Raw genomic sequence first — 10,532 nt, 5'->3', positions numbered from 1 at the left:
ATCAAACGCTAATTGAAGAGATAATAAGATCTTCATGAGTTTTTATGTTTTTTTTGTCTTCTTCCTTGTCCACTTTCCCTCCAGGTCTTCCAAGTCTTACCCCCATTATACCGTCAAGGTAAAAAACCTACCCTTGTGAGGAAGGGGGGGCTGGGTAAAGTAGGGATTTGCCGCTTGAGTGCGGCTTGAACGTTGGTTTTACTGACAGGTTCTCCCCAGGCTTGTCCGAGACGTTTCCAGAGTTTAGGACCGACATCGCGCTTGAGGTAGCTGATGGCATAGCCAGAGGATTCGGCTATCTGTTCGTAGGTTTGGTTTTGCAGTGAACCCAGGAGGATGGCGGTCTCGACTTCACTGAGTCCTCTGCCTGTGAAGGCACGAATCGTTGCGTTGACGACTTCAATGGCTTGTTCACTATTCATTTTTTGCCACCCATATTCCCACACTTGTGAGCTGATTATACCTGAACTGACCTGAACTTTTTGGGAAAAGCCTGTTTTTACAGGATTTCTGATTTTTATCTGAAGAATAGATTTTTTCAATGGGAGGTATGGGCGGGCAGGTTCAGGGGGTTTGGGGGAGTTGACCTGACTTTAGCTGAACTGACTTTTCTCTGGAAGTCCATAACTTTACTGTAACGACGTTTAGAAAAATTCAACTTAATGTTTTCATTAATGAAAGGTTCTCAAGCACAAGTAGCACCAAGCATGAGTAGCTACAGCACCAGCAAAAAGGAATTATCTGGATAAGTTTGAGGGACTTTTTCAATAAACATCTCAAGTTATACCGTATCTCAATGAGAAAACTCTAAGAAAAAGTTTTCTCCAGTGATTTGTTAGACCAACTGTACAACTCATCTACAGGGGCAATGTTCTTTGATGTTGATGGGATTGGCAGCACAGATCAAGTACAGTTTGCGATCCTCTCAACAAATTTGCCTTTGATTAGTAGTGACATTTCCGTCATTGCCTAGAGTACCCATCTACTAATAGTCTGTTTCATTGTGCAGCCGTTTCAATACTGCTCGGTTAAGAAAACTCGATGAGGATGAAACCCTTGAAATATCATCGTGGTTCATCGTTCCCAAAAAAGGCTTATCCGAGCAGTATTGGCAGCCGTTCCCACTCTCAAAGGTGATCGCTATTTTCCCTAAGTGCGATCGCCTCACCTCAAGCATACAACCCTTAACCCAAATCAGATTAAGATTCTAGCCATCACGTCCACGCGATCGCATCCGTGTATTTCATCATGCAGGAGAGAAGTCAGTTATAGGTTTAACGATGACACCACTGGCGATCGCACCATTCCTTTGGCGATCATCTACTGTCACCAGAGGACAATTTAGATCAACAGCCAATGCAATATACAGCGAATCATACAAAGCCAATTGATAGCTCAAACCGATTTGTAAGGCGCTAGGCAAAAGATGAACAGTTGGCATGATCCGGAATGATAACGCCAGCAATTCACCAACAATCTGTTCAGCCTGTGTTTTCGGCAATCCCCGAAACCGAACCTCTTTCCACAGAACATTAACACATTCCAGCAGACAAAATTCTGGGATACACAACTGATCTCCTTGATACATCCGAGCGACTAAGACTCGTGCTTCTGGCGTATAAGTTTGGGTGATAGCGTACTGAACGACTACACTAGCATCCACTACATAGATTGCCATTAGCGGACTCGATCCTCGTGCAATAATTCAGTCGTGCTGGGAGAGCCAGGAGGTGGTGTCCATCTCAAACGATCCATAGCCGCTAAAACCTCTTCAATAGAGCGATTATCCCTTGATTGTTGCCACCAGTTGTGCAACCTTTCATCCACCACTTCAGTAATCAAGGCTTTGATGTCATCAATCGTCATATCTACTATTTTTGCTGATGCCATGCTAGACTTCTCCAATTTCTTCGATTAACTATTCTGGCATTGTAGGCGATCGCCTGTAGATAGATTTTACGGTTAAGTCGGGCGCACGTCAGTAGGGTAAAAGGGCGCACGTCGGTAGGGTAAAAGGGCGCACGTCGGTGCGCCCCTACAATTCTAATCTATTGCCGTTCCCACTCTCAAAGGTGATAGGCTCACACCCAAGGATACAACCCTTAACCCAAACCCGATTAAGATTCTAGACATCACGTCCACGCGATCGCATCTGTGTATTTCATCATACAGGTGAGAAGTCAATTATAGGTTTAACGATGACACCACTGGCAATCATACCATTCCCTTGGCGATCATCCACTGTCACCAAAGGACAATTTAGATTCAGTAGCAACAGATGTGTAAAACTAGAAATCAAACTCTCTAGCAATGCTTTCCAAGGGCAAGAAAAGAGAAAGTTCTTGATCTTGAAACGGAATAAACTCATGTTTAAGATAAAATTCCTTTGCCTGTAAATCTATTGCATCAACTCTAACCGCAAAAATTCCAATGTCTTGAGCAGCACGAACAATACGATAAAGAGCATCGGCTAAAAGTTCTCCTCCCAAACCTTGCCCCTTAACAGTATTATCCACTGCCAATTTACCAATTAACGTAGCGGGAATTGGATAGGCAGGTATCTTTCGTTGATAAGATTCAGGAAAAGATTCGTACTCAATGACACTGGCGCTGATAGTATAGTAACCATCCACCTTTAGTCCGCCTGATGCTGGAAGAGCCACAAAGGTTTTGGCAATTCCCTTTTGATGGTTTTGCCGAGCGTATTTCTTGAGATATTCATTGAGAACTCGATAGCCACAGTCAAAAGCATCTCGTTGATATCTTTTCTAAATAGGCAGAACGTCCCATCTCGGTTCACTACTTATCATACTTGTCCCGAAACTTTTGGATAGTGGCTTTGAGCTTTCCCTTCAGTTGCGGCGGATTTTCCATCACAGACATAAATAACTCGCGATCGCGATTTGACAGAACTAGCCTTTCATGGACATCTATTTCCTGTCTAGCGATGGGAACCAAGTAAAAAAGAGTATAAGCACTTAAAGAAACTCCTTTCAAGGCGGCTGCCCGTTCTAGGAGTTCTTTTTGCTCTTGAGTGACCCTTAAATCAATCCGGCTATCTTTAGGTTGAGAGGTTTCCGGCATCTTGACTCTCTAGTTCGTTTAATTCACAGTCTAGCTATTCGGGCGGATAATGTCCACACAAGTTCCTATAGAGCATAATGACAATTTCTAGTTTCAGTTGAGCTTTCGACATCTTTGTAGCTGCAACAATGTCCTTGGGAATAACCACATCCATGTCACTTCTCCTCTATAGTTGTCAAGTCAACTGCTACGCCATTAGCTTTGGTGATGAGGACGTGCGATCGCTACTCTTGTCAGCTAACAGCAAATTCCGTGTATTGACGTGCATAGGGAGCATGATACCCCAGCACAATATCCTGTTTAGCCACCCCCAGCTCAACTAACTCATTCGCCACACCCGTTTCTGTCCCATCATGCTGAATCCAGATTTTGTCCCCTTTAATATCTATGTGAATCAAGCAACCATAAACCCGACGACGATTCTCCCAACCAACGCTAACCACCTGATAATGGTCGCGTTCTGTATCGAACACAGGAAAGGTTTCAACCTCACCATAGGATGACTGGAAGTGGCTATGTTCTGCTAAAACTTGTTGCACCAGTTTACGATAAATTTCTAATCGCTCCATTGCACAATTACCTCATCTTTAGGGTCAAAAACTAGCAAGCTAACTTGGTACTCCTGCACACTGCGTTGAGTCAGTTCTTCCGAAAAAAAATCCTGGTAGATTTCCAGAGGAACTGCTAAGAATAGCTTTCGCTCTGGTTCCTTAAGTTTCAGTCCAACACGGTAATTCAAAAACTGTCCTAAAGCCGTATGAAATTCAGAAATAGTAGAAGGTGCTAGGAAACTTTTAACTTCCACAGCAATGCGTGTCTTATCCTTTTGGGCAGCAATGATTTGTTCTGCCCCTAGATCAATCCTTAATTGCCGACCCCGTGAAAATTCTAGGATTAAAGGGTCGTGAGTAATTGTCCAGCCATCTTTTTGCAAGGCAGCTTTCACAGTATTATGATAAACGTCTTTGGCAGACATTTCCTTAGTTTTTCTAGGCTATCCATAAAAGTACCACGTTGAGCGTTTAGCTGCACAAGCTCTGGAAGCCAATAGTGATGTGCGATCGCCTCATACCAAGGATACAAGCCTTAACCCAAACCCGATCAAGATTCTAGCCATTAAACAACGCGATCGCACTTCCACAGAAACCGCTATGAGTTAGAGTGCCAAAGGATTTTGAAGATTGAAGGACAAGGAAAGAGAGAAAAGCTAGGGGTGTGGAAACCCGCGCAGGCGGGTTTTGTTTGTATAGCTGCGGTTTCAACCGCCCAGTTAGCTAATACAATTCCGGACATATATATAATGTCGGCTAATATCAGAAAACAGTGATAAAATTATTGTCCTAGATCATCCTCTACAGATACAGAACTTTTGACTTCATTTCTAACGCTCACTGAATGACTCAACTGACGCTCCAACTGAACCGATTTTCCTAGAAGTAATTCTCTAGCGCAATCGCTGTCTACGGGTTTTGAGAATAAAAATCCTTGACCATAATGACATTGCAACGCCACTAAAGGCGAAACTTGTTCTAATAACTCAATTCCTTCAGCAACCACATCCATACTCATGGTTCTGGCGAGGGTGATAATCGCTTGAACAATTTCCGAGTTTTCACCTAACGCACCAATTCTACTGATAAATGAGCGATCAATTTTCAACGTACTAATCGGAAAATTATGCAGGCGACTTAAGGAGGAATAACCCGTACCAAAGTCGTCAATACACAGATGAATTTGCCGTTTTTTCAATTCCAAAAGTAAATCTTTGACCAGTTCCGGATTATCGATGACCACACTTTCCGTAATCTCCAACTTTAAACTGCCAACTGCAATATTGGTTTCCTCCAAGATTTGGTCAATTTGCGCCAATAAATCCGGTTGCATAAACTGTTTACAGGACAAATTAACATTCATCGTCAAGGGTTGGGGACTTTGAAATTGCTGCTGCCAAACACTGAGTTGGCGACAAGCTTCTCGCAGTATCCACCACCCCATGGGAATAATTAATCCGGTTTCTTCAGCGATGGGAATAAATTCGGCGGGAAATACTAACCCGCGTTGCGGATGTTGCCAACGTAATAATGCTTCAAAGCCGGTAATTTGATGGGTGAGTAGGGAGACGATCGGTTGATAATGGACTTGAAATTCTTGCCGTTCGATCGCACGCCGCATGTCGGTTTCAATCTGTAATCGATCAACCGTGGGACTCAACATCTGGTTATCAAAGATGGCATAGCCCGGTTTGCCTTGGGAACGGGCGCGATGCATGGCAGTATTAGCGTTACGGAGTATGTCTTCAGCGGATAAAATTCTGCGATCGCGACTCGTATTTAGGGCAATGCCAATGCTGGTTGTCATGAACACGTCCCGCCCTTCCAGGTTAAAGGGTAATGTCAAAGTTTGCTCAATCGCATCTGCCACTTGAATGGCATCACAAACCCCCTGAATCCCCTCTAGCAGGATAGCAAACTCATCACCACCTAAACGGGCAACGGTATCCGTGGAACGCAAGCAGTTTTGTATGCGCTGTCCAAACTCTTGCAGCACTTGATCCCCTAAATGATTCCCCAAACTTTCGTTCACGACTTTGAAGCGATTGAGATTGAGTAACACCACGGCAAATCGATAGGATGGAGAATCCCGGTTCTCCCCTTGACCCGGTTGGGCGCGTCGTCCGGCTTGCTGCAAGCGATCCATGAATAAGGCGCGGTTCGCCAGTCCGGTGAGGCGATCATAAAAGGCATTAAACAATAATAGTTCTTCTGCTCGTTTGCGATCGGTAATATCTAAGGCATAAATGCGAATGCACTCAATTTCGGGAACGTAATGCAGGACTTGTTCGTAAACAATTTCCCCAATTTTTATCTCGCGTCTCAAGGAACTTTGCTGCTGCATCAACCGAATCATCGAGGGCATTTCTGCCAAAAATGGATGTTCAGCTTCACTATCTAATAATTCGGGCAACAAGCGCATGGCTTCTGGGTTGAGATAACGCACACGCCCTACTAAATCAATTTCGACAATGGGATTGGGGGTCAATAGGGGAAACGAGGCTAAACGGGCTGTTTCTTGATGGGTGAGACAATGTTCGTTTTGATCCCGTCCGATGGCAAACAAGAAGTCAAGTTCACCACTTTTCTTAAAAACCTGTTGGCTACGCCATTCTACCCAAAGTTCTTGACCCTCTTTGGTCAGGACTCCGGTTTGATGTACAGTGGGCGATTTTAATTCTGATTTTTCCCGACGGGTTTTGATTAATTTGGCAAAGGGTTTGCGGTCAACGTCTCGAAGAAACGTGGTCACAAAATCTGTTCCCCTCACTTCATCCAGGGTATAACCCAACGTTTCCAGTAATCTGGGATTCATCATCCGAGTTTTTCCCTGGGGGTCAATGGCGACAAAAAAGCCACCGTGGGTTTCGACTAAATTTTGATTAAATTCCTCTTGCTGGTGCAGTTGTTCGGTTAATTGTTGGCGTTCCATCACCAACCCCAACTGCATCGCGATCGCAGCCACCCACTCCATCCATTGGCGATCGCTGGGATGAGAGTGGCGGGTAAAAAATGTTAAGACAGCGAGTAAGCGATCATCGAGGAGAATGGGGATCGCGCCTCCAGCTTGAAACTCTTGCGGCTGATCCGTCGCGCTAACAAGAGTGAATTCGGTATCAGGATCAATCCCATCTGTCTTTGTTTGGTCAATCCACTCTGGCTGTTTTGATGTCCACACCCGTCCAGGTAAGCCGATATTGGGGGCAAATGTTAGCATTTCTCTGGTGCGTCGCAATGGTAGCAGATCACAGGGATCACCATACCAGGCTTGGCTACAGGTTAAACGACGAGAATCAGAAGTCGGAAGCCATGCTTCACCATAATCCCAATGGGTCACTTCACAGACGCGATGCAGCACCAGATCCAGTGCTGAGTGAAAATCTGGAACGTTGGTGATCGCCGGAATCAGAGATTGCAACAGACGGAATTGTTCGGACATGTACTAAAATCCTTTTATCATCGAAAATCGGGGTTGGTAAGGGGACGAATGGAAACCCCTGTCATTTATGTATGGGGAGGCTTCCGCCGTGAGCGTCAGCGTTCGACGGCTCGACTGAGCGCTCGCCGAAGTCTGAGCGCTCACGCGGCTCTACTGAGCATCGCCGAACGTCCGAAGTCCGAACGGAATTCGCCCCCTTACATAGACAGCAGTCCGACAGGACTTCCTTAAAAGCTGTATCGGTATCCATCCTTCCCGTGTACATGACTGCAATATTTATGATTAATACCTTGAACTAAAGCATTGACTGTTGAGACATTGAAGCTACCTGTAGTTCGTACAGCGACACGACCAATGTAAGCTCCTATCTTTTTGCCTTTAGTCACAATCGCTTTGACGATATCGCCCGTCTGGAAGCCCTTAACAAACTTATTTCTGGGGACATAACGGACAGGAAATCCGTACTTATCAGTGCGACACATCTGGCGAGTACCATGACCCGTAGAAGTGATAGTGAGCGGCTTGTCTATCAACACCTGTAATTTATCTGGAGTTGATTTACCAACGCAGGCAGCATCCAGCCAATGAGTCTTGGGAAACTCTTGACGAGACGGATAGCGTCGTAGCACAGCCGCTCTCCCGGATTTGAGAAACTTCCTCGCCCGTGCTGGATGACACGGATTAAGAGGTTTTCGGTTTTTATCTACAACAAGTACGAACATAAGTTTTAATCTCCTGTTTCCAGGGTAAAGTTTGCCTCGAAGTTGTTATTAGGCGGTACTTTTCCCAACACACTGGCTTAACCCTTGTACACCTGTTTAATGCTGGAATTTCAGTAGCTCAGGACTGGCACGTATCCCAAGGTGAGAACTTTAACTCTCCCTAATAACGGCTGCTAGAATGCTCTAGCCTTCTGGTCAGGTATGGGCAAATTCCAAGCCCCCGGAACCTATAGCCGTGGGGTTCCTGACAGATGCTTTCACAGGGCGCGATTGTCACCGATATTGATATCGATGTGAATAATCGCACTTGTTTGATGCTCTACGATAGATGCAACCCTTACATCCAGCCTCAGCTGGAAGATGTTGAGCCATAAGTCGGTTGGGTCAGATGTTGAGTTCCTCGTCTGCTCAGAGCGAGTTTTGACTGGGAAATGTTCTGTCTAGTTCCTAGCTGTCACTGACCTGGAAAATCGCCGTTGTTTGGTTATTGGCTCGGCGAGCGCTCCCCATTTTGACTTAGCCCACCATTTGCTTATTTTCTATTGTTATGAATAATTCAGTATTTCTTTGTATGTTCAATCACTGGGTCAATTGATTTAAATCACAATTAAGCTGTGATGATTCTCTAGAAAACCACCTAAATCCCCCTAATTTAACCCAACCAAAATCCTAATTTTGATGAAAATAAACGGCGGGACGATTGAGTTCAAGACTTAACAAAAATTTATCCTATTACTTCAATTATACGACTTAAGACTGATGAAGTCTTGCTATTCAATCCTTATACCAAGTTGCAGTAAGAAATAAGGTGTAAGGGAAAAGGAAATGATAACGGTGAGAGACGGACCTGATCTTAGGCTGGCTTACTCGTTGAACCACTACAACCATCAGTCGGGGCACGACATGTCGTACCCCTACGCTTCTATTATCTCTACAGTGCCACTGGCGTCGGACAAGTCACGTTAGTTCCGCCTAGCCCACAATACCCATTGGGATTCTTGGCTAAGTATTGCTGGTGATAGCCTTCTGCATAGTAGAACTCTGGAGCATCAACGATTTCTGTCGTGATTTCTCCATAACCCGCATCGCTCAGCGCTTTTTGATAGGCTTCTCGTGAGGCTTCTGCGAGTTTCCCTTGACTTTCGGAATAGGTATAAACTCCCGAACGATATTGAGTTCCCGTGTCATTTCCTTGGCGCATCCCTTGGGTGGGATTATGACTCTCCCAGAAAACTTTCAGCAATTGCTCATAAGTAATCACCTGGGGGTCAAATACGACGCGCACGACTTCATTGTGACCTGTCATCCCTGTACAGACTTCTTGATAGGTGGGATTAGGCGTTATCCCGCCTGCGTAACCCACAGCCGTAACAAACACTCCCTCTTGTTGCCAAAACTTGCGTTCAGCCCCCCAGAAACAGCCCATCCCAAACATCGCCATTTCCATACCATCGGGGTAAGGGGGTTTGAGAGGATTGCCGTTGACATAGTGGTTTGCTGGGACAGCTATGGGCTCTTCCCGCCCCGGTAACGCCTCTTCGGGTTTAGGTAAGCTGAGCTTTTTGCCAAATCCGCCAAATCCAAATAACACCATAGAATTACGACTCCGATTTTGCTGCCATATCTTTACTTTACTTAATATTTTGGATTGGTGATTGGGGATTCGTCATTCGTCATACTCGCTTCCCGACAAGAAGCAAGCTACGTCATTCGTCTTTGTTGATTAGGAAATCGCTCCCCCTGCTTCCTCTACTCCCCGGTTGTAAAGATTTGATGAAACGTCCTGATAGACACCGGAGTGAATGTAGTTTTGTAAAGACCCTGGGAAATTCCTGATAGCTGTCAGCCATCTGGCTGTGGGAGGCTTAATCTGGATTCCGAACCCAGAGCATTCTACCGATTGAGGTGCATACTACGATGATACTCCACTCACTTTGTGCAACGAACAATCCCCAAAAACCCTTAAAGCTGATCATTTGGGAACCGGCTGAAATAACTAACGAGCGCCTGAAACCCTTTTACTTCAAAACCAACTATCGTTGTGAGAATTTGACAGAAGCGATGCAGATTCTGGCTCAAATCCAGCATAGTAGTAGAGAGTTACTACCAGCAGCTTGACATCTTCCTGGTATGAATACCAGGGATTCTATCGGAATGTTAGGTGAGGATGAAAGGTTCAACTTATTCATCTTCACCTTCCAATGTAGGTTGAATTGTGGCATGATTTTCCTAAACCCAAAAGTGAACAACCATGCAACCGAACTTGGCAAAACTTTTTTCCTGGTTATTCGGTTTCACAGCTTCGTCCCTGCTTTGTAGTGGTTTATCCGCTCAAGCCCAGACGCCAGACTCCGCCTACTATGGTTATATAACCGTTACTCCCTCTGACTCGACTCAATCTTCTGGCTCAGCGACCGATAATGCCCAGCCCACACTGGTTTTAGTTCAACCCCAAACTGTCGCCGCCGCCACTCCAGAGGTGGCACAAGTCCCTGTGATTAATCCCCTAAAAATACTGGGACGCAGTTATATCGGCGTAGGCGGGAATATTGGTCTGGATGGTGAGGAAACCAACTTAGGGGAAGGGTCTTTGGTTATTTTGACACTCCCCGCCCTATAAGTGCGGGGATTCTTAGTTCCGCGACACACCTTACAATTATCTATCCTTGCGGCAATACTTAAACCAAACACCCGTAGAAAACTACCAAGTATTGAGCCTAATTTAGATAACTCCAG

General features: G+C 45.2%; 14 protein-coding genes. 4 read left to right on the top strand and 10 right to left on the bottom strand.

Features of this window, described 5'->3' with window-relative positions:
• Positions 1-113: 113 nt before the first annotated feature.
• Positions 114-422, bottom strand: a complete 309-nt coding sequence (locus RIM23_RS03890) for a hypothetical protein (protein ID WP_446364622.1) — start codon at positions 420-422, stop codon at positions 114-116.
• Positions 423-832: 410 nt separating this feature from the next.
• Here RIM23_RS03890 and RIM23_RS03885 point away from each other — a divergent pair, with 410 nt between their 5' ends.
• Complete coding sequence (locus RIM23_RS03885) at positions 833-973, top strand: hypothetical protein (protein WP_446364620.1); 141 nt, start codon at positions 833-835, stop codon at positions 971-973.
• Positions 974-1,246: 273 nt separating this feature from the next.
• Here the strand turns inward: RIM23_RS03885 and RIM23_RS03880 are convergent, their stop codons facing one another.
• The 8 genes from RIM23_RS03880 to RIM23_RS03845 form a co-directional block, all read right to left on the bottom strand.
• Complete coding sequence (locus RIM23_RS03880; RefSeq protein ID WP_446364618.1) at positions 1,247-1,678, bottom strand: type II toxin-antitoxin system VapC family toxin; 432 nt, start codon at positions 1,676-1,678, stop codon at positions 1,247-1,249.
• A complete protein-coding gene (locus RIM23_RS03875; protein WP_446364616.1) occupies positions 1,678-1,890 on the bottom strand; it encodes a hypothetical protein in 213 nt (70 codons plus the stop codon). The genes RIM23_RS03880 and RIM23_RS03875 overlap by 1 nt, the downstream gene beginning before the upstream one ends.
• A gap of 398 nt (positions 1,891-2,288) precedes the next feature.
• Positions 2,289-2,663: a GNAT family N-acetyltransferase gene (locus RIM23_RS03870; protein WP_446364614.1), complete on the bottom strand. Its 375-nt coding sequence runs from the start codon at positions 2,661-2,663 to the stop codon at positions 2,289-2,291.
• 136 nt (positions 2,664-2,799) lie between these two features.
• Entirely contained in the window at positions 2,800-3,084 is a 285-nt protein-coding gene (locus RIM23_RS03865) for a type II toxin-antitoxin system TacA family antitoxin (protein WP_446364596.1), read from the bottom strand.
• Between the two features lie 233 nt (positions 3,085-3,317).
• On the bottom strand, positions 3,318-3,653 hold the full coding sequence (locus tag RIM23_RS03860; protein ID WP_446364611.1) for an element excision factor XisI family protein: 336 nt from the start codon (positions 3,651-3,653) through the stop codon (positions 3,318-3,320).
• Entirely contained in the window at positions 3,641-4,060 is a 420-nt protein-coding gene (locus tag RIM23_RS03855; RefSeq protein WP_446354873.1) for a XisH family protein, read from the bottom strand. The genes RIM23_RS03860 and RIM23_RS03855 overlap by 13 nt, the downstream gene beginning before the upstream one ends.
• A 356-nt stretch (positions 4,061-4,416) precedes the next feature.
• Complete coding sequence (locus RIM23_RS03850; RefSeq protein ID WP_446364609.1) at positions 4,417-7,074, bottom strand: EAL domain-containing protein; 2,658 nt, start codon at positions 7,072-7,074, stop codon at positions 4,417-4,419.
• Positions 7,075-7,301: 227 nt separating this feature from the next.
• A complete protein-coding gene (locus tag RIM23_RS03845; protein ID WP_446364607.1) occupies positions 7,302-7,796 on the bottom strand; it encodes an RRXRR domain-containing protein in 495 nt (164 codons plus the stop codon).
• Positions 7,797-8,047: 251 nt separating this feature from the next.
• On the opposite strand from RIM23_RS03845, the gene RIM23_RS03840 reads away from it, so the two are divergent.
• Positions 8,048-8,170, top strand: coding sequence for a hypothetical protein (locus RIM23_RS03840; protein ID WP_446364605.1), 123 nt, complete (start codon positions 8,048-8,050; stop codon positions 8,168-8,170).
• A 557-nt stretch (positions 8,171-8,727) separates the two neighbouring features.
• On the opposite strand, the gene msrA is transcribed toward RIM23_RS03840, so the two are convergent.
• On the bottom strand, positions 8,728-9,390 hold the full coding sequence (gene msrA / locus RIM23_RS03835; protein WP_446364603.1) for a peptide-methionine (S)-S-oxide reductase MsrA: 663 nt from the start codon (positions 9,388-9,390) through the stop codon (positions 8,728-8,730).
• Between the two features lie 323 nt (positions 9,391-9,713).
• Here msrA and RIM23_RS03830 point away from each other — a divergent pair, with 323 nt between their 5' ends.
• Together RIM23_RS03830 and RIM23_RS03825 are read left to right on the top strand one after the other, a co-directional pair.
• On the top strand, positions 9,714-9,914 hold the full coding sequence (locus RIM23_RS03830; protein ID WP_446364601.1) for a hypothetical protein: 201 nt from the start codon (positions 9,714-9,716) through the stop codon (positions 9,912-9,914).
• 133 nt (positions 9,915-10,047) lie between these two features.
• A complete protein-coding gene (locus RIM23_RS03825) occupies positions 10,048-10,416 on the top strand; it encodes a hypothetical protein (RefSeq protein ID WP_446364599.1) in 369 nt (122 codons plus the stop codon).
• The last annotated feature ends 116 nt before the right edge of the window (positions 10,417-10,532 follow it).

The sequence above is a fragment of the Coleofasciculus sp. G3-WIS-01 genome (genome assembly GCF_040223135.1).
In the GTDB taxonomy this organism is placed as follows: domain Bacteria; phylum Cyanobacteriota; class Cyanobacteriia; order Cyanobacteriales; family Coleofasciculaceae; genus Coleofasciculus.
Note: the sequence above shows the minus strand (reverse complement) of the source record. Positions and strands in the feature narration are given on the sequence as shown.

Excerpts from the sequence above, each read along its gene's own strand:
- RIM23_RS03855 (WP_446354873.1), bottom strand. The coding sequence starts at position 4,060 with ATGTCTGCCAAAGACGTTTATCATAATACTGTGAAAGCTGCCTTGCAA.
- RIM23_RS03890 (WP_446364622.1), bottom strand. The coding sequence starts at position 422 with ATGAATAGTGAACAAGCCATTGAAGTCGTCAACGCAACGATTCGTGCC.
- RIM23_RS03845 (WP_446364607.1), bottom strand. The coding sequence starts at position 7,796 with ATGTTCGTACTTGTTGTAGATAAAAACCGAAAACCTCTTAATCCGTGT.
- RIM23_RS03830 (WP_446364601.1), top strand. The coding sequence starts at position 9,714 with ATGATACTCCACTCACTTTGTGCAACGAACAATCCCCAAAAACCCTTA.
- RIM23_RS03850 (WP_446364609.1), bottom strand. The coding sequence starts at position 7,074 with ATGTCCGAACAATTCCGTCTGTTGCAATCTCTGATTCCGGCGATCACC.
- RIM23_RS03875 (WP_446364616.1), bottom strand. The coding sequence starts at position 1,890 with ATGGCATCAGCAAAAATAGTAGATATGACGATTGATGACATCAAAGCC.
- RIM23_RS03860 (WP_446364611.1), bottom strand. The coding sequence starts at position 3,653 with ATGGAGCGATTAGAAATTTATCGTAAACTGGTGCAACAAGTTTTAGCA.
- RIM23_RS03840 (WP_446364605.1), top strand. The coding sequence starts at position 8,048 with ATGCTTTCACAGGGCGCGATTGTCACCGATATTGATATCGATGTGAAT.
- RIM23_RS03880 (WP_446364618.1), bottom strand. The coding sequence starts at position 1,678 with ATGGCAATCTATGTAGTGGATGCTAGTGTAGTCGTTCAGTACGCTATC.
- RIM23_RS03865 (WP_446364596.1), bottom strand. The coding sequence starts at position 3,084 with ATGCCGGAAACCTCTCAACCTAAAGATAGCCGGATTGATTTAAGGGTC.
- RIM23_RS03825 (WP_446364599.1), top strand. The coding sequence starts at position 10,048 with ATGCAACCGAACTTGGCAAAACTTTTTTCCTGGTTATTCGGTTTCACA.
- msrA (WP_446364603.1), bottom strand. The coding sequence starts at position 9,390 with ATGGTGTTATTTGGATTTGGCGGATTTGGCAAAAAGCTCAGCTTACCT.